The organism is Rhodovulum visakhapatnamense (assembly GCF_004365965.1).
GTDB classification, from domain to species: Bacteria; Pseudomonadota; Alphaproteobacteria; order Rhodobacterales; family Rhodobacteraceae; genus Rhodovulum; species Rhodovulum visakhapatnamense.
In genome coordinates, this window is the sequence record NZ_SOEB01000034.1 from 1 (window position 1) to 23,418 (window position 23,418).

Genomic DNA, 23,418 nt, shown 5'->3' on the forward strand with positions numbered 1-23,418 from the left:
TACAAGCGGCGCAACCGGATCGAGATCATGTTCGGCCGCCTGAAGGACTGGCGCCGCATCGCAACCCGCTACGACAGATGCGCGAAGACCTTCCTCTCCGCTATCGCCCTCGCCGCAACCGTCATCTTCTGGCTTTGAGGATTAATGAGTCTGGAACCTAGCCACGGTCATCGGTGGGGTAGGGGCTCTTCGCACCCATGGCGGGGACGCCCACGGCCGCGAGAAGGGCTATGCCCGTATTGACGCGCGGATTGCCCGTTTGTCGATCCATGCCGCGAGTACGGCCGCTCTCTTCCTCATCGAAACCTGGCAACGGAAATTTCCTGCCCGCCCGCTTCCAAAAGTCGACGATCCAGCAGGGTAACGGCCAGTTTCATCCTGTCAGTAGCACCGGTTTTGGCCGGTCTTTTCTTCCTCGTTTTTGAAGGCGGCTGAATGGTATCCCTCCGGCGGAGGCCGTCTGACGGGATTTCGGCGTCGGTGCTAAGTCCGACCTTATGGCCGACCATAAGTTCAGACCCGAGATCGAAGTCCTCTCCGCCGCGGACGTGCCGCGCCGGCGACACTGGGATGATGCGGACAAGATCCGTATCGTAGAGGAGAGCTTTCTTGGGCATCGCCAGGTCTCGGCTACGGCGCGGCGGCATGGCGTGTCGCGCTCCCTGCTAACCATATGGCGGCGACAGTATCGCGACGGTGAGCTTGGCACCGAGACGCCGCCTTCATTCATCCCGCTGGCGGTTTCACCCAAGGCGCCTGCGGCAGTGCCCGTGACGGCACAGGAGGCGCCGCGCGACACCCCGGACGTTCAGCTCGAGATCGTGCTAAGGAACGGACGGCGGCTTCTGGCCCCTTCGTCGGTAGACCCGGAGGTTTTGGCGCGGCTGCTTCCGGCCCTGGAAGGCCGATGATCGCCTTCCCGGCGGGGGTGCGCGTGTGGATCGCGGGCGGGGTCACCGATATGCGGCGCGGCATGAACACCCTGGCGCTGACGGTGCAGCAGGGGCTCGGGCGCGACCCGCATGCCGGCGAGATCTTCTGCTTCCGAGGGCGCAAGGGCGACCTGGTCAAACTGCTGTGGCACGACGGGGTCGGCATGTCGCTCTATACGAAGCGGCTGGAGGCGGGGAAGTTCATCTGGCCGACGAGCGGGAGCGGCGAGGCCGTGCAGATCTCCGCAGCCCAGCTCGGGTATCTCCTGGAGGGGATCGACTGGCGCAACCCGCGCTGGACCCAACGCCCTGCAAAGGCGGGATAAATCAACCTCACCGGCCTTGTTTGCATGGGCTTTCTGATGGCCGCATGGTAGGTCTCACCCATGTCAGATGCCGCTTCCGAGATCGCCAGATTGCGCGCCGCGCTCGCGGCCTCGGAGGCTCGTGCGGAGGCCGCCGAGAGCGAACTGGCGCAGACCCGGGCGGTGGTCTCGACCTCGGAGGCGATGATCAAGCATCTCCGGCTCGAGATCGCCAAGCTCCGGCGCGAGCAATACGGCCACAGCTCGGAACGTCGCGCCCGCCTGATCGACCAGATGGAATTGCAGCTCGAGGAACTCGAGGCAGCGGCCACCGAAGACGAGATCGCCGCCGAGAAGGTGGCGAAGACCTCGATCGTCGCCGGGTTCGAGCGCCGCCGCCCGGCGCGCAAGCCCTTCCCGGAGCATCTGCCGCGCGAGCGTGTGGTGATCGCAGCCCCCACGGCCTGTTCCTGCTGCGGCTCGGATCGCATCGTGAAGATGGGCGAGGATGTCACCGAGACGCTCGAAGTCATTCCCCGGCAGTGGAAGGTGATCCAGACGGTCCGGGAGAAGTTCACCTGCCGACAATGCGAGAAGATCAGCCAGTCGCCGGCGCCGTTTCACCCCACGCCCCGTGGCTGGGCCGGCCCGAACCTGCTCGCCATGGTGCTCTTCGAGAAGTTCGGCCAGCACCAACCATTGAACCGTCAGGCCGAGCGCTATGCGAAGGAAGGCATCCAGATCAGCCTCTCGACGCTGGCCGATCAGGTCGGGGCCTGCGCCGCCGCGCTCGCGCCGATCCATGCGCTGGTCAGGGCCCATGTTCTCGATGCCGAGCGGCTGCACGGCGACGACACGACGGTGCCGCTGTTGGCGAAGGGCGGCACGCAAACCGCGCGGCTCTGGACCTATGTTCGCGACGATCGCCCCTTCGGCGGCGACAGCCCACCCGCCGCGCTGTTCCACTTCTCTCGTGACCGTGGCATGGCCAACCCGAACCGGCATCTCGTCGGATGGCAGGGCATCCTGCAAGCCGATGCCTATGGCGGCTACAACGACCTCTATCGAGCCGACCGCGATCCGGGACCCGTCGAGTCTGCACTCTGCTGGAGCCATGCCCGACGCAAGTTCTTCGAGCTCGCCGACATCAAGGGGAATGCCCGGAAGGGCAAGCCCGCCCATGACATCTCCCCCGTCGCGCTGGAGGCCGTCGCCCGGATCGACGCGATCTTCGACATCGAACGCGGGATCAATGGCCTGACGGCTGCGGACCGTCAGGTGGCCAGGCACCAGCTGTCCCGGCCTCTGGTCGAGGAGCTTCATGGCTGGCTGCGTGCCGAGCGCGACCGGCTGTCGAAGCACAACCCGGTCGCCAAGGCGATCGACTACATGTTCAAGGCCGAGCGCTGGCCCGCCTTCACCCGGTTCCTCGACGAGGGAAGGATCTGCCTGACGAACAATGCAGCGGAGCGGGCGCTGCGCGGTATCGCGCTTGGCCGCAAGTCCTGGCTCTTCGCCGGCTCCGAGCGCGGCGGTGACCGCGCCGCCTTCATGTATTCCCTGATCGTCACCGCCAAGATGAATGATGTCGATCCACAGGCCTGGCTCGCGGATATCCTGGCCCGGTTGCCCGGCACGACGGCATCCCGGGTGCCGGACCTGCTGCCGTGGAATTGGTCTCGAACTCCGCAAAGGATGGCCGCATGACTCTGATTGCCCGTCTCAGGATCATCCTGAACGACGTCGACCCGCAGCCGATGCGCCATATCGAGGTGCCGCTGAAGATCAGGCTCGACCGGCTGCATGAGGTCATCCAGGCAGCCATGGGCTGGACCGACACCCATCTCTACGAGTTCCGGGTGGGCGATGCCGGTTGGGGCATGTCCGACCCGGACGGGTTCTACGACGGCCCCATGGATGCGAAGAAGATGACCTTGGAAAAGCTGCTCGACCAGACCGGCACCAGGACCATCCAGTATATCTACGACTTCGGCGATGACTGGGACCACAGTATCCGGATCGAGCGGGTCAACGAGGCCGCCCCAGGCATGACCTATCCACGGCTGCTGAAGGCCGCCGGGGCCTGCCCGCCCGAGGACGTCGGCGGCGCGTGGGGCTACGAGGAGTTCCTCGAAGCACTCGCCGATCCCGATCACGAGCAGCACGTGGATATGGTCCACTGGTCGGGCGGGCACTTCGACGCCGAAGATGCCGGGATCGACAGCATCATCGAACGCTTCGATCGGCTTGCGAAGAAATGGGCCCCGCGGCCCCGCAAACCCAAGTCTACGATCTGAGAGACGCCAGCGACCGCGGCCTACGCCGGATGGTTACGCTGAATGTCCCCGCGCTTGTGTCCCAACTGAGCCCCAAGTGATGGCGACCGAATAGGCCGCCTCTTTACGCCCTTCCCGGCACGGAGGAGAGCGCCGTACCAATGGAAGACTCCAAGTTGCCCTGCCAACATGCTATATCTAGGTTGGAGCGAACGGTACGCTACAAGATGTTCTGAGGTTGCGAGATGTTTGAAGAGACACAACGATTTTTGCGGAGCCTCGATGGCGGCGGCCAAGTCCCGGTCCTCATTGAGGACGACGAGGAAGGCTACTTTGACCGTGAATGCCCATCGGATGAATGCCTTTTCCAGTTCAAGATGCTCAGCGAAGATTGGCATAAGGCCAAGGAAGCAGAGCGGCTTCACTGTCCCGCCTGCGGCCATACCGATCACAGCGACCGTTGGTGGACACAGCAACAGGTCGAGCACATGCACGCGGCTGCCGTGGCGCAGATTCAAGGCGGCCTCAATCGAGCACTGAAAACCGATGCTGCCCGGTTCAACCGGAGCAGGCCGCGCGGCGGCTTCATTTCGATGACGATGAAAGTGGATTCCCGGCCGCAGCATGTCATGCTGCCCCCGGCCGCCACCGACCCAATGGCGCTGAAGATCACCTGCCCGTCCTGCGCCTGCCGCTATGGCGTGATCGGGGCTGCCTATTTCTGTCCCGCTTGCGGCCACAGCGCCGCCGAACAGGTCTTTGAGCAGACCATCGCTGGGATCAAGGCCACCCTGAAGGCGCTCGACCAGGTGCGCGCCGCCATGCCGGATCGCGACACCGCCGAAATCACCGTGCGCGTCGTGATCGAGAACGGCTTGCAGAACGCCGTCACCGCCTTTCAGCGTGTGGTCGAAGCACTGTTTGTGGAGCTTCCCGCGCCTCCTAAGACAAGGCGGAACGCTTTCCAGAACCTTGCCGAGGGCAGCACCCTTTGGCAGCAGACAACGGGGCAGGGCTATGACGCCCATCTCGACGCCCCCTCCCTCGACCAACTCGCGCGGGCGTTCCAGCAGCGCCATCTGCTTGCCCACCGGCAGGGACTTGTCGATGAGGAGTATATCGCCAAGAGCGGTGACACCCGCTACCGGCCCGGCCAGCGGCTTGTACTTCGCGCCGAAGGCGTCACCGAGGCCGTCGAGCTTGTCGAAAGGCTCGTTGCGGGGCTTCGGCATGATGCAAGCATTGCCCGTTCAAGGCAGGGGCCTTCACCATAAATACAGTCAGGGGCGCGGCGCCACGATATTTGAAGGCCACCGGCTTCCAGTCTGCCCTTGCCGCTCCGAGAACAGTGCGCGTGCGCTCGTGGATGATCGATCCGTTGCCTCTGTGATCCCTCGCCGCAAAAGCTACGCCTTCAAAGGAGCCGCATTAGCGTGGCGCGGTAGGTTGGACAGGGAGGCTGAAAGAAAAGAAATTGGGCCTGTCGGAACGGGTTCGGTTCCAACGCATGAGTTATAGAATTCTATTCTATAACTCATGATGCGCTGAATTTGGTATGGCCTGCTGTGCGACTGGCACTCTGCACCGCCCTTGATCGCCTGGCCCGCAGTTAGATCACGCCTGTCAGGCGGCCTCGACCATCGGCTCGTAGCGCACATCGGGCATGGCATCATTGAGCCAAGCAGGCTGCAGGTCTCCATTGTTCCATTGGTACAGGTAGCCCACCAGCGTGTCGGTCTTCTTGCAGAGGATGCGCATGATCGGTTCGGCCGTTAGCCGCGGTAAAATGGTCACGATGTGCTCCTCTCAAACTGACCTCAGGACTTGTTAACAACGAGGCCGCAATATCGTTTTGAACGTCTTAGGGTTGGGTTTCTGCAACTGCAAGATGAAGTCGGCGGCCTCGGCAAGAACCCACCGACAAAAGGACAAGTTGTCTTTATAGACAGGTTTCTGGCGTATCCTTTTCTGCATTCTGCGCTGCAGCGCGAACGGCGATCTCGTCCAGGAGTATGTCGATCTCTGCCCAGACGCGCGGCTCGATCTGGCCGCGGACCAAGGCCCACTTGCTCAGCACATCGAGCGGATCGTGGGCGCGCAGGAGGGTTGTCAGCGCAGGGGCGTCGACCGCCAGCGAGGTGCGTGCGCGCCATTCGGTGATCCGCGTCCGCTGCTCTTCAGACGGTGGGACGAACTCGGACCCGAGCTCCCAGTTCTTGACCGCGCGGCGCAGGGCGGCGCGGATGACATGGGCGGGATCGACGCCGCAATCGATCAGGGCTTCCTCTTGCCGTTCCAGCGCATTCACCCGGATGTCGATCTTGCGCGTCGCCGGACTGTGCCGCGTTCGGGTTGGCGATGACATGACCGCATGCTCAGCGGGTCCAGTTGCCTCCTGTCTGGCTTGATGAGAGGGCGCAGGCTGCGTCCTTGGCGGCGAAGCAGCGTGATCGTCTAGGACTGCGGGCTGCACGCTACCAGGTTCTGGCATCACCTCCGCGCGCGGCACCTCTTCCCTTCCCGGGTCTTCTCCCACCTCTGGCCGCAGGGATGCGGCATAGGCCGGGTCGGGCCGTGTAATGGTCGGGATCTTCTTCCTCACAACCCTGTCCTCACGCGGCCAGGATGTTGTTGAGGATGTCTGTGGCCTCTTCGAGGGCCTCGACGACGTGGCGCACATGGGGGCGCATGAGCGGATTGGGATCGGCCTGCTTCTGCAACGCCACAGCGTGCAGGAGGCCCTTCTCGTCCATCTCCTTGTAGACGTTCCGGCGCATCATCACGGTCTCGACCACCGGGAACCGCGCGATCGCTGCTTCGATGAGGGCGGCATCGGCGCGCGTGGTCTTTGTGTCGACCATGTTCAGCACGACATGGTGACGGGGCAGGCTGTCGGGGTCATCGACGCGGGCGCGGAGTTTCTCGAACCAGTCTGCCGTCTGCGCGCCGACATCGAGATCCGAGGTCGAGAGCATCACGGGCGTCACGATGTGATCGGCCAGAACGGCGATCCCGTCCGACCACTCCGCCCCGACGCCTGCTGTATCGATGAAGATGAAATCCGCCGAGTCCGCCGCATAGACCTGCTCGATCCGGCGATCCACGGCGCCCACGCTTTCGACAGTCGCCGAGCGCAGCAGGGGCGATCCCAAACCCGCGGCTTCAGCCCGCTTGTGCCAGGTGCCGAGCACACCGGTGCTGTCGGTATCGATCAGAAGGACGCGACGGCCAGCGGCAACGGCAGCGCTGATCAAGGCGCGCGAGAGCGTGGTCTTGCCACTCCCCCCCTTCCGGGCCATCGCGGCGATCACCATGAGATTGTCGTTCGGCATGGGGCGGACCTCTCGCAATAATAGGGAAACGCGACAAAGATGTTTCGGCGTCGCTAACCTCCGTGTGCGACGGCGTCAAGCAGAAGACGGGATACGGGCTCCCTCAGGCGGAATGCGGGGCGCATGGTGCATTGCGCAGGGGGCGAAAGACACGCTGCACACGGCACCGGGCGTCCTCCCTTCTGCGCGATGCGTTCCCCAGATGGCGCGCGACATTCGACATGGGCCATTGTCTGCGTCGCAGGAAACGCGACGCATCCCGCACTAAACGTGTGCCATCCGGCACCACGCGCGATGCAGGCGGCACATGCCATCGGGCACTCGCCAGAAGACGTGCTGCAGGGCGCGCAAAACGCGGTCCAAAGGACGCGATGCGCGGTGCAGGGAACGCGGGACGCGTTGCATTGAGCGCGTTGCGCGCTGCATTTGCCAAAGGACGTCAAATCGGCCCGTGAGGCCGATTTTCTACATTGAGTACAAGCCCTTGGTGCCTTCTCCGCTTGTGCTGGGAGAAGGCGGGCTTGTACGAAGTTGGCAAGAAATAGGAACGTATACTTCACATGGGACACAGTCGCAGACTGACCGATCAGGAGCGCCGTCAGATCGTCCGGGAACGGGCGAAAGGCGTTTCGGTCAGTGCGATCAGTGCAGCGCTGAAGGTCTCGCCCAAGACCGTCTACAACGTGCTGAGCCGGGGCCGTTCCGCCGTCTCGGCCAATGACAGCCGCACCCGCGTGCTGACCATGCGGGTCACCGAGCGCGACCTTCGCGGCTTCGATGCGGCCCTCGCACGGCGCGGCATTGCCCACCGGTCAGATGCCATGCGCTGCCTGATGCTGGCCGCCGACGATCTCCTGCGCCCGGATGAGGGCATGACGGATGAACTGAAAGGGATGAGCGCGGCGCTGAACCGGGTCGGCAATAACGTGAACCAGGTCGCGCGCCGCCTGAACGAGGCAAAGCTCAAAGGCGAGCGTCTGCCCTATACGCCCGCCAGCCATGCCGAGATCCGCGATCTCGCGGTGCTCGTCTTCGATATGGCCGACCAGATCCAGGAGATGTTCCGCGCGCGGCGTCGCGATCTGGACCTCGAGGTCACCAAGGCGCTCGCCGGTCTGGCGCAGCAGGAAGCGGAGCAGGTGGCCGAGCATGGCGAGGAGTGAGGCGCGCGGTGTCGGGCCCGCCCTCTTCGATCGTGACTGGAGCCGGGTCTCGGGCAGCTGGCAGGGGCTGTCGAAGAAGGCGCAGATGGTCCGGGCAGCGCGCGGCTACTCGCCGGCCATCTTCAAGCCGATCTCGAAAGGCGGGTGCCACACGGGCGCCCAGCTCAAGGCCCAGCTGACCTACCTCACGACCAAATCGAGCCACATCCTCGACAGTCGTGGCACCCATGATGGCAAGAAGGCCCTGACCGCGGCGGAGATCGACCGGGTCGTGCGGCGCTTTGAAAATCAGTGGGGCGAGCGGCACAGCCCGAAACTCGGCCACACCTCGCATCTTCTGATGGCCTTTCCCGTCGGCACCAGCGGCGAAGAGGTGCGCGCGATCACGGAATCCGTCTGTGAGAGGTTCTTTCAAGGTGAGGGGTCGCAATTCGACTATATTGCTGCAATACACCAAGATCGCGCGCATCCACATGCGCATATCGTTCTGAACCGCCGCAGCAAGGATGGCGAAATGTTCTTTCTCGGGAAGGATCACCACTTCAACTACGACGCCTTCCGGGTGGCGATGGTCGAGGCGGCACAGGTCCACGGGATCCGGCTCGAGGCGACACGGCGTCTTGACCGGGGGGTCACGACCTACCGCGCCGAGATCGATGAAGTCTACAAGGCCCGTGACGAAGGCCGGCCGCCAGTCGAGCGCCAGCGCACCGGGGCTGACCTGGCCGCAGCCCTGGAGACGGTGGCGCGCAATGCGCTGACCTATCGGGGGCTGGCGCTCGAGGCATCCCGGTCGAACTTCGATGACGTGGCCGAGGCGCTTGAGCGGGCCAGCACCATCCTTGCCAGTGGCGGTCAGATTCAATCTGACGGAGCCATCTACATGTCCCAAGACGAAACGGCGTGCGACACGCTGATCACCGAGTTTTCTCAGAACATCCGTCAGATCGAAGCCGCGATCGACCGGGCGCCCGCGGCCGAGAGGCCGGAGATCGAGCGCAAGCTCACCGATGTGCTGGCCTCCGTTGCGCATCTGAATCCGCTTGGGGATCGCTCGGCTGCCCTCCTCGATGCGCCGTCCCGGGACGGGGTCTATGCGCGGGCCAACATGCGCGAAGACCAGATGGCGCGCCTCGACGAGGATGCAGTCAAGGCGCGCCTCGGCGAGGCGCTGCAGGGCACCGGGATCGATCCCGAAGCCGTGGCCGCCCGCATGCGCGAGGGTGCCGACAATGCCGCGCTCGAACGGCAATGGCTGGCGCAGGATCTGCGCGCCATCGCCAAGGCGGGCGATCTCGACTTGGAGAAGGGCGAGGATCGCGAGGAAGCGCTGGACCGGCTGGAAGCCGTCCATGTCCGCTTGGGCGATACTCTGACCGATGCGCGCATCCTGCGGGCGGTCGATGACGTGGATCAGACCGAAGATGACCCGGTTGCCTTGGCGCAGCGCGTAACGCTGCCGGAGCGCGAGCGCGCGGCGGGCGAACCCGACATATTCGCCGCCTCCGAGCGCCGGGATTTCCAGGAGCTCGTAGCCCAGTTCCGCCGGACGGATTTTGACCATCCCTTCTCGGACGACCCAAGCGTGCGCCGGGCTGGTGCTATCGAGGTGGAAGAGGCCCGCGCCGCCTTCAACGCCTTCGCGCAGCGGTCGCCCGATCATGCTGAACTGGCCTCGATGGCCTGGGACAAGATCACCGACAGCCGCAAGCCACAGGAGTTCGCAGTCGAGGAAAGGGACCGAAAGCTCCACGCCGGCGACATGGACCTCGCCCTGCGCGACCCCATGCAGCATCTCGGCCCGATCACGGAAGACGACCGTACCTTCGCGCGCTACCGCGCGGAAATGCCGGACGAGGAGTTCGGGGCGGCGGTGCAGGAGGAAATCAACCGTCTGCGCGCCATGGGCGCATCGCGCGCCTATATCAGCGAGCGGAGCTTCGACATAGAGGATAAGGCGCGGCAGGACTATGCCGAACGGCGTTTCATGGCAGAGACGGCCCCTGACGTGATGACCTTCCTGCAGCGGGCCGAGGACGTGAAACCGCTCAGCGAGACGGATGGGCAGCGCCTCGTCGCCCAGATCGACCGTAACCTCACACCAAACGCGGTGACCGCCCTGCGCGCGGGCCACGCCGATGTGCTGGAGAATTTCACCGAGCACCCGCTGCGGCAGCTGGAACTCGCCAAAGCCTATCTGGAAAGCAGTGAGGTGACTGCCCACGGACCTGCCATGGAGCGGGTGCTGGATGCCTTGGCCGAGGAACAGATCGAGGCGCAGCGCGCGCGTCACGCGGCGACCCATGGCGAGAAGGGGATCACCCATGGATAAGGGCAAGATCGCGGGCGGGATCCTCAGCCTGACGCTGGTCGGCCTCGCCATCGGCTACGTCGTGGCCACAGGCTATCTGATCCTGCGTTATGGGCTGTCGACCGAGCGCATTGATTTCACATTGCTCGCGCGGGAATACCGCGGGCTTGGGACCACCGCCCCGAAGGACTTCCTTTGGGTGAACCTGATCCTGGGCGGCTTTGGCATAGCCGCGCTCATGCTGAGCGTCACGCTTCTGGGCGACGCACTGACCCGGTTCGGCACGACACATTGGCAGACCAAGGCCGAGATGAAGCGCAACGGCTTTTTTGCCAAGCCGGGCGGTGGGTTCCTGTTGGGCAAGCTTGGTCGCCCGAAATCGAAGCGTCCCTTCCTCGTGTCAAAGACTTTCCCGCATGCGCTGATCGTGGCGCCGACGGGCCGAGGCAAGGGCGTGGGCTTCGTCATTCCGAACCTGCTCACCTACAAGGGCTCGGCTGTGGTGCTCGACGTGAAGGGCGAGAACTTCCGCGAGACCTCGCGCTTCCGCGCCAGCATGGGCGACAAGGTGTTCCGCTTCGCGCCAACCGACTGGGATCGGCCGACCCACCGCTACAACCCGCTGGCGCGCATCGCGGCGATGACCAATCCCGACCGGCAGCAGATGGAGCTGAAGCTCACCGCCAAGCTCTTCCTGCAGACGGACAACGAAAAGCTGAGCGGCCTCCTGGCCGGGGGCATCGACCTTTTCGTCGCGGCCGGTCTTCTGGCCTTCGAGCGCGGCGTTCCGACCATCGGCGAGATCTACCGCATAACCGCATCGGGCGGCGACAAGCAGAAGGAATACCTCAAGCGCGCCCATGAGGTGAAGAACACCTCGGCCAAACTGATCTTCGAGCGCATGGCCTCGACCAACAACGATACCCTGACCTCCTACCTGTCGCTTCTGATGACTTCGGGTCTCGACACCTGGGACAACCGTGCGATCGACGCGGCCACCGCGACCTCGGATTTCTCCTTCCGGGACATTCGGCGCCGCCCCCACGCCATTTATCTTGTGGTCGAGTCCGAGATGATCCGCCCACTCGCCCCGCTGATCCGGCTGTTCTTCTCGGACCTGATCGCCTCGCTGCAGGCGCAGGAGCCTGGGGACGACGAACCTTGGCCGGTCATGATCATGCTCGACGAATTCGACCGGCTCGGGAAGATGCCGATCGTCGCCGAAAGCATCAAGACGCTGCGCTCCTTCGGCGGCAACCTCGCCATCGTCACTCAGACGATCCCGGCGCTGGACGAGATCTATGGTGAAAACACCCGCCGGTCGCTGCAGGGCGGCGCGGGCGTCAAGCTCTACCTCACCCCGTCCGAGCAGAAGACCATCGAAGAGCTAAGCCAGGCCGTGGGCAAGACCACCAAGCGTGTGATCACCCGGTCCCGCGCGGTCGGGCGCAACCCCTTCGAGGGGCGCAGCGTCTCCGAGCGGACCGAGGATACGCCGCTTCTGACCGAGGATCAGGCCCGACGGATGGACCTCGACGAGGTGATCCTCGTGATCGACGCGCAGATGCCGATCCAGGCGCGGCGGATCAAATACTTCGAGGACCCGGCACTAAAGGTGCTGCATGCCGGTCAGGCGGGAAGTTTCCCGTATCCGGATGAAGACGGACTGCGGCGCGATCGGCAGATGACCGAGACGCGCGAGACCGTCGAGAAGCTGAAGCTGGAATTGCAGGCGGTGCGAGCGGCTGCAGGGGCGCAGGGGTCTGAGGGAGATGCGCTGCCCAAAGCGGCTCAATCTCCCTTGCAAAAGCTGCGCGAGCTCAAGCCTGCGCCGTCGGGTCGGGCGCGAGGGCGGGCTGCACGAGCCTCTGCGGGTGGTGGTGGTTCGGGTAAACTGTCGTTCGATGTAGCGGCGCTGGGGTTGATGGAGGCAGACATGACCGAGCTGGCGACAGCGGTTCAGACGACCAGAGCCATTATCGCCGAGTATACCTGACCCGAACCTTCTCTCCACTCACTTCTGGCTGACGCTATTCAACGGTGCCTCCCGAAGTTGCCGGTCAGACATGGTGCGGCGAAATCCCTGTTTCGACATACCGTACCAACTGATCACTTCCGTTACCTAGCCTTGTGGTTAGATATGTGCAAATCGGTGAGGGTAAGGAGCAGTCTTTAGACTCGAATTCGTGCCTGCGTAGTAATGTCCGCTAACCGCAAACCGCGTCTAAGGACCTCAGCTCGAACTTCGTCGTAAACAGGAGCAACCCCCTTTGGGTCGCTGATGGTCATTAACAACGCGAAACCGATGCCTTCATCCGGAATAACAGCACCGGCCCGAGTCAAGGCGCTCAGGGACAAACGCCAGTCGCTTCGATTTCCGACGCCACGCATTTCCCTGAAGTAGCGCTTGATCGGCGTCCATTTGAGGCCGCTCTCAAGTAGATACTTCTCCGTGTAATCCAGATTCTGTGGCAGCTCATTATCATAATGTTTCAGCTGCGATGTATGATTAGGAATGATCTCGCCTTCGTCAGTAATTGTCTCGTTGAGCTGATGCAGAGTAGCCGCCAACTGTACACGCTGACATTCTGCATCGAACGCAGCGTCGACCACTGGTGAGTAGGCAAGGGTGATGTCGACAGCACCGCGGCACTTTCCATCTGGCCCTGTTAGGGACGACGGCCAAGTGAAGACGAACGAAAGTTCTCGCTTTGCTGGAAGGACATCCGTGAAGACCAGCGTAATGCAATGTGGATCATCAGCAAGGCAAGCCTCAGAGTCTCCGGGTACGCCGAAGCCTACAAATTCCCGGGCAATCGGGCGCAATGGCTTCTTCATCATCGCCGGATGGCGCGTCGAGCGATGCACCGGAAGCGCCATCAGCAGTTCCCGTGACACCTGCCCCCCGAGCCGGTGGTCGAGGGCCGCCACCGTTGCTGCTACCAAGGGGGCCGCAAAGCTGGTGCCGGATTTTCTGACAACCGATCCATCGGCGTCGAGCGAAGCAAGGCCCGTGTCATTCCCAGTGCGCTGTGCGGCACCGCCGTAGTGAACCAGTTCGGGTTTGCGCGCCCCGCCCGCGCCAGGACCACGTCTTGTGTAGGCCGTGGGTAAACCATCCACCGCCGCCGTCAATCCCGGTGGGTTCACGGCGCCCACCGACAGCCCAAACATGTGCTCGGCCGGTGCCGTGATGCCATCATTGCGCGCGCCCCGTTGCGCCAGCATTTCCAAAGCCTTGTCGGTTTCCGCCGGCCATTCGGGCCGCCGCTCGGCCCCATCAAGGTTGCCGGCAGAGACAACAAAGATAACGTCGTGCAGCCGCGCGATTTCATCCAGCCGGGCGGCAAAAGTTGAATAGCTGTGACGGGTGCGTGCGTTTGGGGATCCAAGGCTGAAATTGAAGATCCGCGTTCCGGCCTCGACCTTGGCATGTGTCACTAGCTCCTCCAGCTGGTCGAAGAACTCATCCGGCGTCCCGTAATATTGCCCCAGCAGAGACTTCCTCGGCATGATCGCGAGGTCGAAATACCGGCACGGCTCGCGTTCCAGGCGATCTGCGAAGCCTGGGTTGAGCGCAGAACCTGCCGCCACAAGCCCCGCTATGAACGTGCCATGCTCGTGATCGCTGTCCCCGGGCAGCAGCGGGCCGGCTACCCCGGCGCACCAGGGATCGAGCGCGTCCAGCGCGGAAACACCGCCATCAATCACGCCCACCACAGGATAATCCCGGTCCGCCAGCGGAGCCGGCAGGTCGATGGCTACGCCCGATTCGGAAGCGTCCGCGGGGGCCGGCGCGATTTCCATCGGCAAGGCGATTCGCCGCACCAGCGGCTCTTCGGCCAATTGCTCCAGTAAGAGCTGATGGCGCCTTATAGACCGGTCGCGCGGGGCTGAGGCGACGGCTCGTCCGGCTGGCCGCTCCGTTGCTTCGGTCGACCCATCTGGCGCAAGCAGCACGATGTCGTTCGGGGTGCCGGCTGACAGAAGGTCAATGCTAAGCGCAAGACCGGTCGGCCGCCGCTCTCTCAGACCGGCCACAGGCCGCACGAACAGGCTGCCGACACTCGCCAGCCGATTTTTCAGGGCTTCCATCTGCGCGCGGACAGCATCGCCGGAGACCGCGGGATCGGGGCGGAACAGCTCGACCAGATAGCCGCCGATGGCCCCCTCCTTCTCAAGGGCTTCGACAGCCTCGGACGCTGAAAAATCTAGCCGATCCGGTGCCTCAAGCAGGCCAATGCTAGCAATGGCACCAAGCTCGCTGCGATATCCGGAAACACGCTCCTCGAACTCTCCGGTGCGTGGGTTTTCCCGTTCCTGTGGCACGTCCTCGGCCCGCTCGGCAATCAGCGTGTCGAGCGCGTCCAGAGCGTCTGGCGTTGCCTGAAAGAACATCTCTCCTATCCCGCGACCGCCAACGAGCGCGAACCGGTTCCGCTCGCAGAAGAGCTTGTCGATTGGACGATAGCTCTTCGCCAGGGCGTCCTCTCGCATCTGCACCAACACAAAGCCGAGGGCCGAGTGCTGTTCCCGCAGCCTCAGGCTGCTGGCGCGGAGCTGCTCTCGCATCTTTGCCTTGTGGCGACGGAAGCCCTCGTTATCACCCTGAAAAAAATCCCTGCTGGGGCCGCGCGTTCCGGGCGCCGGCGGGTGAATGAAGCGCCGGGTGTCGAGGAAAACTTGGACCGGGCGCTGGATACTGTCCCGTTCAGCCATCGCTCACCGCCTCTGTCCCCGATGATGTCACTCGTGCTGACTGGCTGCGCTCCCGCAGGCGGCGCGATACCGTCGACTGGGATACACCGACGATGGCGCCCGCTGCATTCTGGGTCAGCCCGGCCTGCTCAACGAAGGCAGCAGCAAGATCCTCCTCGGGTCCAAGCAGCAGTGCCTTGCGAATGCCCCCGAACAGATGGCCGTTTAGGGTTGCCTGCCGTCGAAGCCCCGCCAGCATGGACTGGCCGCGACCGGCGCGGCTACTGTTTCCCTTCGGCAGATGCAGTACTAGGAAGCGTTTCCCCCCGGCGACAAGCGTTTCCAGATCGGCGCCGCTCATGCCTTCAGTGAGCCAGACCAACATGTCGATTTCTTCGCGGGTCAGTTCGATCGGACGCACAAACCGCTCAAGCAGAACCCGGCGCGCGGTTTCATCCGGCAGCGCGATCTCGATGCGCCCGTCGAACCGGCGCCAAACAGCGGGGTCCAGAAGATGCTCGTGATTGGTGGCTGCCAGGGTGAAGCCCCTGTCTCCCCGTGCATCGAGGCTTTGCAGGAGCGTATTCACCACCCGCTTGATCTCGCCCACTTCCTGGGCGTCATCTCGAGCCTTGGCGACGGCATCGAATTCGTCGAGGAATAGAATGCAGCGATAGCGATTTGCGAAATCGAATAGCGCACCGATGTTGCGCGCCGTAGTTCCGAGGAAGGACGAGACAAGGCCATCCAGTCGAGCTTCGACAAGGGGAAGGCCGAGTTGTGCTCCGATGTAACGGGCGAGCATGGTCTTGCCGACACCCGGTGCACCATAGAGCAAGCAACGCAAATTCGGTTGCACGCCGAGCGCTGCCAGCTCCTTTACGCGGGACCATTCCTCGATCAGATCGGTGACGGCGGACTTGAGCGCCTCATTGAACACCGGCTCCGCGTCGGCGGCTTCGTCGGGCTGCACGACGCGCACCAGCGGTGTCCCCGTTTCCTTGTCATGTGGCAGCGGCGTATTCCGGCTCAGCACTTCGCCGGGCAAGGCCTGCGCCGACCCGGCACGCATGCGCTCCAAAGACATCGGCGCGAACGACTGTTTGCGGACCTCGCGCGACAGCAGCCGGCTCAGCTTCTCGGCCTGCCGTGGTTCCGACTCCCGCAGCGAGTCCCGCAGCCGCTCGATCTGGTAACGCGCGCGGTTGCTGTCGCCGCTTGCGGCAGCTCGTGACAGGGAAAGTATGATCTCAAAGTGGTCCATATCCGAGATGCGCCCGCAGTATTCATGGTTTGGGACGCATGATGCGATTTTTGCCTCAGTTATGCAACGATCTTCGACATGATGCTGACGATCGGTTCCCGTGTTACCAGTCAGCACGCCGACGTCGCGCTGCGCAACGTCCGCGCCCCTCTGACTTCCAAGGATATCGTGATGATTTCGAGAAGACATAAAGGTACAATCAGACGGTACCGTGCGGGGTGTCAGCATGTTAGGCCTCTGGCCGGTCTCGGGTCGATAGCCCGTTGATGTTCGATCCCGGGTGACCGCTGTCGCGACACCATTCGACCCGGCCCGCCTTGATCCAGAAGTGGCAGCGGCAGCCATTGGTCTGGCGGATCGACGGCGAGATGCTGGGGCGGCCGAACCAGTCGACGGCGATCGACCATCGCGGCCTGCGCTGCTGGCTGAGCGATAGCTGCAACTTCTCGCCGCAGCCGCCCGGGCAGCGGAAACAGCCCCATTTGTCCAGACTGCCACTTCGCACAATGACCAGGCACCCGGAGGTGAGACGCTCCGGGTCTGGATGCGCCTCCTGAACCGAGGCGATCAGGTGGCTTCTGGGAAGCCACCTGATCCGCTCCAGAACAACGCGGCAAAGTCCCCTTAGGCACTTCATCAGCTGATCCGATCGAGAAACGGCTCGACATCGGCACGGCCCCAGTAGTGCGTATCGACGCAGATCGGGCAGTCAGACCGCTGCTTTGCCCCCTGACGGCGCTCCTCGCCCCGGTCCAGCCGCCGGACCCGCTGCCAGGCCCACCGGCCCTCACCCCGATAGTCTACCAGGCCCTGCAGAAGCTCGTTGACCGCGATGCTGGCCGTTTCCGTGGTGAACGTCACCACGGCCGGCGCCGGATTGCCGCCACCCCGGACATACGCTTCACGCTTCTGCCGCTCGTACTCGGCGGGTGCATTCCGACGCAGCGCCTCCTCGCCGGCGGCCTGGGCGTCCACGACACCCCGGCACATCAGGCACGGTGCGCCAGGCGTCAGGACTGTCACACGGGCGCTCATATCGCGCAGGCCGCCCTCAGGACTGGGTTCGATTGCCAGGCCCATATCGATCACCGGCACAAGATAGAAGTGCGCGAACCGGTTCAGGAACAGGCGGCCACCGTGATCGTCGGTGCAGCCGAAGATCACATCACAGGCTTTGAGCGCATCGCGTACGGACGGGTCCTCAACCCAGCGCTGATAGGCGCGTACCCGTACCCCAAGTCCCAGTTCGCTGATTTCCCGCGCCACGACTTCGACTTTCGGTCGCATGGCATCGGCATCCGCCCGCCGTGCGCCATGCAGCCGGTTCAGGTTGGTCACCTCAACGATGTCTTCGTCGAATAGCGCGATCTGGCCGACACCCAGCCGCGCCAGCAACATCGCCGTCGCGCTACCCGTGCCGCCGCAGCCGACGACGCCGACCCGAAGTCCTCGCAGGATACTGTTCAGCCCGGCGCCGAACGCGCGAGCCTGCCGGTCGAAAGCGGCCTCCGGGGTCGCCGCACCGACCGTCGTATAGATGAGCTGGGTGCCAACGGAGCGGATCGTTCCGATCTCAATGGGAGTCTTTTCATCGACCCAGAGCCGGGCCCGGAGCCGATCCTTCCCGATCAGCAGCAAGCTCAGCAGCCGGGCTTCATCGCCATTCCGGTTCCGGGCCAGCCTGAACAGCTCCCGTTCGTTCTGGTCGTCCTGCGTGGAAAAATCCGGGAAGCCGCCCGGGTGACTGTGAACGATGCCGGGCAGCAAACCCTCCTCAGCCGCGCGGCGGCAGAGGCTGACGTAAGAGTCTGTACGCCAGGTGATATGGCGCTCGCTGGCCGAGACCGCGTCATCAGGGGGTATCGAGATGATCTCGAAAGAGGTTAACCGAAGCCGCCCCTGCCTTGACCAGGGATCGACGCCGATCTGGTTCACGCCATACAACACATAGGCAGCCGCCTCCGTACCATCCTCCCGATGGAGCAGGTGCTTCAGTTCGGCCTGATGGGCCTCCTGGAGCGTCAGTTCGACATCCATCACGCAGCCTCTTCCAATGCCTGTTCGACCCGCTTCAGCATGGTGCTGAGACCGTCGACGCCGGGGCGCCAGCTCGTATTGTGGCGTGACCAGCGCTGCCACCGCTGGCCCTCGAACTGCACGGGCTGATCCGCCGCTTTCGGATAACGCTGGTCAGGGACCAACTGGAGCCACGGCAGCGCGTAAAACATGTCCGGCGCCACGTCCGGATAGCCGCTCGGCAACAGGATCAGGATGCTGGCTGCATCCACCTGGTACTTCGCCGACGGCAATCTGAAACCGGTGAGGATGACGCCCTGCTGGGCGCCATCCGTCACCTCCCGATACGCGAGACCACGCCCCGCGAGATACCGACGATCGGCGGAAGGCAGCAGGCTCATGCCGCCCCCTCCGTCGTCTGCGTGATCCCCGTGAAGAAGCGCTCCAGCCCCTTCCCGTCCAGCCGCACCAGCTCGCTGTCGCCGACCGGCTGATCTTCGCCGCCCCTGACCTCGAGCCAGACGCCGTAGGTGGCGGGGTCGACCCCGGCCAGCCGCTTCAGGACCCTGCCGCTGATCGCGCAGGCGCCCCACTCGAACACCTTGCGGTCGAGTTCGATGCGATAGGATTCCGCACTGGCGAAAATCAGGAACCGCTCGACGCCCCCGCCCCGCAGATCGGTGGTCTCATCCAGACGCAACTCCTCGAGCTCGCCATTGCTGAGAACCAGGAACAGAAGATGCTCCTCGACCTGCCGGATACCCGCCGCGTCGAGAATCTGGCGGCCCGTCGGAACCGGATCGTCGATCCGAACCGGCCGGAAGGCGAGCTCTGCATCGCCGACCTCCATCCGGTACGGACCGTGCGCACGGTGTTTGCTGCCTGCGGCAAGGGAGGCCGCAACGTCTTCGATGTCTGTCGTTCCAGTCGTCATGGCGACCTCCTATGGGTTTGCGGCCTCTCAGCCCTTGCCAATGTCGCCTTCGACATGGCATCAATGTCGGGAATATATGGTCATCCGAAAAACCCGTCAACCCCACCATGTCGAAAGCGCCATGACAACCACCTCCGACAATCCATCTGACATCTTCAAGGAACGCCTCCGGACCGCACGGGAGGAACTCCGCAAGCTGAGTCAGGCCGAACTCGCGCGCGAGACCGGCCTGCCCCCGAGTTCCGTTGCTCATTTCGAAGCGGGCACGCGGAAACCCTCCTTCGACAACCTCCGCAAGCTCGCCAACGCCCTCAACGTCACGACCGACTACCTGCTGGGGCGGTCAGAGGATCCGGCAGGCGCCGCAGAAGCTGACCCGATCTATCGCGACGTGCACAAGCTGACCGACAAGAACCGCAAGATGGCGGCTGACTTCATGAGGTTCCTAGCCCAGCAGGACGAGAAGGAGCGCGGGGAGGACGAATGATCCGCAATCCCGATCTGCAGCAACGGAAACTGGTCCGGCTCGCCGAACATGTCCTGCGTGACAAGGGCCTGCTTCACCTGCCGGTCAATCTGGAGGCCCTGGCTTCGGCCTGCAGAATCCCGCTACAGGCGATGGATGCCGACGAAGAGGGCGTATCTGGCATGCTGCTGCGGGTCGGAAACGCTTTCGGCATCCGATATGCGACCCATATCCCGAGCGTGGGCTTCCAGCGCTTCAGCATCGCCCACGAGTTCGGCCATTACTTTGCCGAAGGCCATCTCGACCACATCCAGTTCGAGGCCGGCATCCATAGCTCTCGGGCGGGGTTCGTCTCGCCCGACCCGTACGAGCGCGAAGCCGACTACTTCGCGTCGGGACTGCTTATGCCCTCATCGCTTGTCCGCACCCTCCTGAAGCGGGCTCCCGAAGGCCTGCAGAGCATCGAGATGCTCGGGCGCGCGGCCGAGGCCTCTACCCTGGCGGCCGCCATCCGCTACATAAGCGAGACTGAAGACGCAGCCGCCATCATCGTCAGCCGCAACGGCCATGTCGACTACTGCTTCAAGTCAGAAGCCCTCAAGCAGCTCAAAGGACAGACCTGGCTCCGCAAGGGCGCGGCCCTGCCGGAGGGTACGCTGACAGCCGCTATCGCCCGGCAGCCTGCTGCAGAGCGGCGGCGGCTCCGAGACGAAGCCGACAGCGACATACTCGACTGGTTCGGCGGCGCCCGCGCCGTCCCAGCTACCGAACAGGTTGTTGACCTAGGCCGCTACGAACGTGTGCTGACCGTGCTGTCCTGTGCCCAGCTGGTCGACGACACCTACCGGGATGAGGACGAGCTCGACGAGTCGGACGAGGCTATGGAGGAGCGCTGGACCCCGCGCTTTCGACGACGTTGAGCAGACCTAACTGTTCGACGGATTCCTGCCGCTTTGGCGAATGGACGGCACTGCGGGTCACGCTCTGCGGCGGGAACTGCATCACTATCGAGGTTTTCGGCGCGCCAGACACCGCTTAGGAGACGTGTCGACTACAAGAAATCAAATCATTCCATTCCATGCGACTTCGATAACGACGAACGGTAGCAAAGTGGCGTTGGACATCAACTCCCCAACCGTTTCGCCCGCTCAGCCATCCTCACCACCTGCGCGCTCGCCGTCACCGCTGCACTCCTCACGGCAGTGGGTGCCTGCACAGCCCCCCGCCCGATCGCCTCGCCCGTGGTCAGCGCACCGATCCGCGCCCTGCCCTTGACGCCGTCGGTATTGAGGATCCCCCGCATGATCCCGGCCGATCCCGCGACCACAGCGGGTGCTGCAGCCACCATCAGGTTCCCCGATATCCCGCGCACGATGAGGGGTGTTGCTGCGACGAAGCCCTTGGCAAGGAACACCATGACGAAGAACGGAACCAGCGAGCCTATGTTGGTCGCCGAATTCGGATCACCGAGCTGGGCCAGCAGAGAATTCGCCATACCGACCACGGTCGAGAACATGGCGGCGATGGCGATGGGGTAGAAGGCGTAGCTGATCGTCGTCGAGACCCATCTGTGGAAGAAATCCTTGGTCGCATCGAAGAGCGACAGCGCGATCATGATCGGCGCGAGGCCGAGCATGAGTGTCAGCATCATCTTGGCAAAGATCAGGACGATGCCAGTCATGAAGCCGAGCAGGCTCAACATGACAAGGCCGATCCCGCCCAGGATCGCGCCGGTCATCCAGTTCAGGTTGTTGCCGATCGCATTCAGGTATTGGCTGAACTCTGTGATCAGCCGGTCAAATTCGCCCGCGAAGTAGGTGGCCCCTGCCCCGCCGCCGCCTACAGAGGAGATCAGGGCCCCGGCGACATAGTCGAGCCCGCCGATCACGGCATTGGCGACCGCATTGAAGTTGGCCCAGTTGAAGGCGAATAGCCCTATCAGCGTCAACTTGATGAGATACCAGAAGAAGCTGGCCCCATCCATGCTTCGGAACTGGAAGGCCATGTTGATGCAAACGCCGATCAGCGAGAGCGTGACCATCAGCAGGACGATCGTGCCGGTATTGCTCGCCACGGCCCCAAACTGGGACTCGGCGGCATCGGCAAGAAAGCCGTCGGCAGTTCCGACCATCCAGCTGACGATGCTCATTACCAGTTGCCTTGCGCTTCGCAGATATCCTGGACGTCGCGGGCGATCTGGTTCTGCTCGTTCCGAAGGGCCAATTGGGCCTGAGTGTGCTCCGCTTGGGTGCTTGTCGCGAACCGTTCCTCGTACTCGGCCGAGGCTGCATCCCATGACGGGAAGCGCACATCACAGCCGCAGTCGCCAGTTTCCTTGATCGCCTCCCATGACCGCAGCTCGTAGAGCCGCATCAACGTCAGCGCCTTGTAGGCCTCACGCGGGTGAATCTCGTCCATCCAGGTCGGGCGAGCGGGCCGGTCGTTGCAGATCCGGTATTGCTGGGGCGTGATGGTCACGGTGAGATCGTTCGTCACCTGAGGCGAGGTCTGGGCCGCGAGGGGCGCGGCCATCAGAGTGACAGCGGCGGCGAGGGTGATCTTGCGCATGGGGGTTTCCTTTCGGGTCTTCATTCGGCCACGACCGCGGGACGATGAGTGCCCCCGGTTCCGACAGTGTTCTGGTCTGGATGTTTTGCCTGCCCGGGCAGGAAGAACTCGGTGATGCCGCGGGCGCCGTCATGGCGGCCGGCCTGGATGATCACGTCGATGGAGCCTTCGATGTAGTCGACCATGTCGGCATAGGTCATCGGCACATCGGTCTTAAGGGCCGCGATGGCGAGGCGGCGGACGGCGAGTTGCGGGGTCTCGGCGTGCAGTGTGGTGAGCGAGCCGCCATGGCCGGTGTTGATCGCCTCGAGGAAGGTCATGGCCTCGCGGCCCCGGACCTCGCCCAGCACGATCCGGTCAGGCCGCATCCGCAGGGTCGAGGCCAGAAGCACATCCGCGCTGCGGGCGTCCGCGTCCCGGTCGGCAATCAGGGTCACGGCATTCGGCTGCTCGGGGCGCAGCTCGGCCGCCTCCTCGATGGTGATGATCCGTTCCTCGGGCGGGATCAGCGAGAGGATCTTGCGCGCCGCGACTGTCTTGCCGGTCGAGGTGCCGCCTGAAACGATCATGTTGAGCTTGTTCTCGACGCAAAACCGCAGGGCGGCGTCGATATCGCCGGACGCCACCACATCGCGCAGGGCGGCGTTCCGTTCGCGGCGCAGGCCTTCGAGGCTGCGTTCCTTGCCATAGAGGAAGCCGAGCTTGATGGCCTCCAGTGGCAGGGAGGAGAAGAACCGCAGTGAGATGGAGAACCCGCCTTCGACGGCCGGCGGCTGGATCACCTGCGCCCGGATCGGACGGTCGCGATAGAGGATCGAGACCGAGACGATGGGCTTCTTGGGGCTGAGCGTGGTCGATGCGGCCGAGGCGATCTGATTGCCGAGGTCCTTGATCTCGGTCTGGGTCAACGGCGTGCCGAGACCGCGCATGAAATGATCACCCTGGAACTCGCCCCAGACCTGTCCGTCGGGGTTGATGCAGATCTCGATCGTGTCGTCCCGTTGCACGGGTGCGCCCAGACGGTCGAGCGAGGCTTCGAGATAGCTCGCCGCCATGTCAGAAGTATCCGTTATGTTCAAGCACGAGCTTCAGCCCAGATGCGGTCGTCGCGCACAAGCGCGTTGGCAAGGATGACGAGCTTGCGCATCACCGC

Annotated in this window: 23 protein-coding genes and 1 pseudogene; 12 read left to right on the plus strand and 12 right to left on the minus strand. The window is 63.7% G+C overall.

Annotation, left to right across the window (positions count from 1 at the left end):
• From EV657_RS19510 to EV657_RS19540, 7 genes and pseudogenes are all read left to right on the plus strand, one after another.
• On the plus strand, positions 1 to 138 hold a 138-nt coding region (locus EV657_RS19510; RefSeq protein ID WP_166673706.1), incomplete at its 5' end, for a transposase.
• A 28-nt stretch (positions 139 to 166) separates the two neighbouring features.
• Positions 167 to 364, plus strand: a pseudogene (locus EV657_RS22810) (abortive infection family protein); the annotation flags it as partial.
• 133 nt (positions 365 to 497) lie between these two features.
• Positions 498 to 911, plus strand: coding sequence for an IS66-like element accessory protein TnpA (tnpA, locus tag EV657_RS19520; protein WP_134079452.1), 414 nt, complete (start codon positions 498 to 500; stop codon positions 909 to 911).
• Positions 908 to 1,258: an IS66 family insertion sequence element accessory protein TnpB gene (gene tnpB, locus EV657_RS19525; RefSeq protein WP_009803441.1), complete on the plus strand. Its 351-nt coding sequence runs from the start codon at positions 908 to 910 to the stop codon at positions 1,256 to 1,258. Before tnpA ends, tnpB begins: the two co-directional genes overlap by 4 nt.
• Before the next feature lie 60 nt (positions 1,259 to 1,318).
• A complete protein-coding gene (gene tnpC / locus EV657_RS19530; RefSeq protein ID WP_134079454.1) occupies positions 1,319 to 2,944 on the plus strand; it encodes an IS66 family transposase in 1,626 nt (541 codons plus the stop codon).
• Complete coding sequence (locus EV657_RS19535; protein WP_134079456.1) at positions 2,941 to 3,534, plus strand: plasmid pRiA4b ORF-3 family protein; 594 nt, start codon at positions 2,941 to 2,943, stop codon at positions 3,532 to 3,534. The genes tnpC and EV657_RS19535 overlap by 4 nt, the downstream gene beginning before the upstream one ends.
• 224 nt (positions 3,535 to 3,758) lie before the next feature.
• Entirely contained in the window at positions 3,759 to 4,787 is a 1,029-nt protein-coding gene (locus EV657_RS19540; protein ID WP_134079457.1) for a hypothetical protein, read from the plus strand.
• Between the two features lie 349 nt (positions 4,788 to 5,136).
• On the opposite strand, the gene EV657_RS21710 is transcribed toward EV657_RS19540, so the two are convergent.
• The 3 genes from EV657_RS21710 to EV657_RS19550 form a co-directional block, all read right to left on the minus strand.
• Complete coding sequence (locus EV657_RS21710; RefSeq protein ID WP_165910185.1) at positions 5,137 to 5,307, minus strand: hypothetical protein; 171 nt, start codon at positions 5,305 to 5,307, stop codon at positions 5,137 to 5,139.
• A 145-nt stretch (positions 5,308 to 5,452) separates the two neighbouring features.
• The gene (locus EV657_RS22375) at positions 5,453 to 5,878 is read right to left on the minus strand and encodes a hypothetical protein (RefSeq protein WP_243837755.1); all 426 of its coding nucleotides are present in this window, start codon (positions 5,876 to 5,878) and stop codon (positions 5,453 to 5,455) included.
• Positions 5,879 to 6,125: 247 nt separating this feature from the next.
• Complete coding sequence (locus EV657_RS19550; RefSeq protein ID WP_243837756.1) at positions 6,126 to 6,827, minus strand: ParA family protein; 702 nt, start codon at positions 6,825 to 6,827, stop codon at positions 6,126 to 6,128.
• 578 nt (positions 6,828 to 7,405) lie between these two features.
• Here EV657_RS19550 and EV657_RS19555 point away from each other — a divergent pair.
• The 3 genes from EV657_RS19555 to EV657_RS19565 are packed head-to-tail and all read left to right on the plus strand — an operon-like array spanning position 7,406 to position 12,315.
• Complete coding sequence (locus tag EV657_RS19555; RefSeq protein WP_134079463.1) at positions 7,406 to 8,008, plus strand: helix-turn-helix domain-containing protein; 603 nt, start codon at positions 7,406 to 7,408, stop codon at positions 8,006 to 8,008.
• Positions 7,995 to 10,340 (plus strand): relaxase/mobilization nuclease domain-containing protein, encoded by a 2,346-nt coding sequence (locus EV657_RS19560; protein ID WP_134079464.1) that lies wholly within the window; start codon positions 7,995 to 7,997, stop codon positions 10,338 to 10,340. The genes EV657_RS19555 and EV657_RS19560 overlap by 14 nt, the downstream gene beginning before the upstream one ends.
• Positions 10,333 to 12,315, plus strand: coding sequence for a type IV secretory system conjugative DNA transfer family protein (locus tag EV657_RS19565; RefSeq protein WP_134079482.1), 1,983 nt, complete (start codon positions 10,333 to 10,335; stop codon positions 12,313 to 12,315). Before EV657_RS19560 ends, EV657_RS19565 begins: the two co-directional genes overlap by 8 nt.
• A gap of 176 nt (positions 12,316 to 12,491) precedes the next feature.
• Here the strand turns inward: EV657_RS19565 and EV657_RS19570 are convergent, their stop codons facing one another.
• Genes EV657_RS19570 through EV657_RS21965 form a run of 6 tightly spaced genes read right to left on the minus strand, consistent with a single transcriptional unit; the run spans position 12,492 to position 19,231 of the window.
• Positions 12,492 to 15,038: a S8 family peptidase gene (locus EV657_RS19570; RefSeq protein WP_134079466.1), complete on the minus strand. Its 2,547-nt coding sequence runs from the start codon at positions 15,036 to 15,038 to the stop codon at positions 12,492 to 12,494.
• On the minus strand, positions 15,031 to 16,509 hold the full coding sequence (locus EV657_RS19575; protein WP_166673741.1) for an AAA family ATPase: 1,479 nt from the start codon (positions 16,507 to 16,509) through the stop codon (positions 15,031 to 15,033). Before EV657_RS19575 ends, EV657_RS19570 begins: the two co-directional genes overlap by 8 nt.
• Before the next feature lies 1 nt (position 16,510).
• On the minus strand, positions 16,511 to 16,918 hold the full coding sequence (locus tag EV657_RS22380; RefSeq protein ID WP_134079470.1) for a ubiquitination-like system serine protease family protein: 408 nt from the start codon (positions 16,916 to 16,918) through the stop codon (positions 16,511 to 16,513).
• Positions 16,918 to 18,318: a ThiF family adenylyltransferase gene (locus EV657_RS19585; protein ID WP_166673742.1), complete on the minus strand. Its 1,401-nt coding sequence runs from the start codon at positions 18,316 to 18,318 to the stop codon at positions 16,918 to 16,920. Before EV657_RS19585 ends, EV657_RS22380 begins: the two co-directional genes overlap by 1 nt.
• Complete coding sequence (locus tag EV657_RS21960) at positions 18,318 to 18,698, minus strand: E2/UBC family protein (protein ID WP_208323314.1); 381 nt, start codon at positions 18,696 to 18,698, stop codon at positions 18,318 to 18,320. Before EV657_RS21960 ends, EV657_RS19585 begins: the two co-directional genes overlap by 1 nt.
• Entirely contained in the window at positions 18,695 to 19,231 is a 537-nt protein-coding gene (locus EV657_RS21965; protein ID WP_208323316.1) for a multiubiquitin domain-containing protein, read from the minus strand. The genes EV657_RS21960 and EV657_RS21965 overlap by 4 nt, the downstream gene beginning before the upstream one ends.
• 121 nt (positions 19,232 to 19,352) lie before the next feature.
• On the opposite strand from EV657_RS21965, the gene EV657_RS19595 reads away from it, so the two are divergent.
• Together EV657_RS19595 and EV657_RS19600 are read left to right on the plus strand one after the other, a co-directional pair.
• Positions 19,353 to 19,718, plus strand: a complete 366-nt coding sequence (locus EV657_RS19595; protein ID WP_088716167.1) for a helix-turn-helix domain-containing protein — start codon at positions 19,353 to 19,355, stop codon at positions 19,716 to 19,718.
• Positions 19,715 to 20,617: an ImmA/IrrE family metallo-endopeptidase gene (locus tag EV657_RS19600; protein ID WP_134079474.1), complete on the plus strand. Its 903-nt coding sequence runs from the start codon at positions 19,715 to 19,717 to the stop codon at positions 20,615 to 20,617. Before EV657_RS19595 ends, EV657_RS19600 begins: the two co-directional genes overlap by 4 nt.
• 203 nt (positions 20,618 to 20,820) lie before the next feature.
• Here the strand turns inward: EV657_RS19600 and EV657_RS19605 are convergent, their stop codons facing one another.
• Genes EV657_RS19605 through EV657_RS19615 form a run of 3 tightly spaced genes read right to left on the minus strand, consistent with a single transcriptional unit; the run spans position 20,821 to position 23,320 of the window.
• On the minus strand, positions 20,821 to 21,846 hold the full coding sequence (locus EV657_RS19605; RefSeq protein ID WP_134079475.1) for a TrbL/VirB6 family protein: 1,026 nt from the start codon (positions 21,844 to 21,846) through the stop codon (positions 20,821 to 20,823).
• The gene (locus EV657_RS19610) at positions 21,846 to 22,265 is read right to left on the minus strand and encodes a hypothetical protein (RefSeq protein ID WP_134079477.1); all 420 of its coding nucleotides are present in this window, start codon (positions 22,263 to 22,265) and stop codon (positions 21,846 to 21,848) included. The genes EV657_RS19605 and EV657_RS19610 overlap by 1 nt, the downstream gene beginning before the upstream one ends.
• 20 nt (positions 22,266 to 22,285) lie before the next feature.
• Positions 22,286 to 23,320, minus strand: a complete 1,035-nt coding sequence (locus EV657_RS19615) for an ATPase, T2SS/T4P/T4SS family (protein WP_134079479.1) — start codon at positions 23,318 to 23,320, stop codon at positions 22,286 to 22,288.
• Positions 23,321 to 23,418 lie beyond the last annotated feature (98 nt).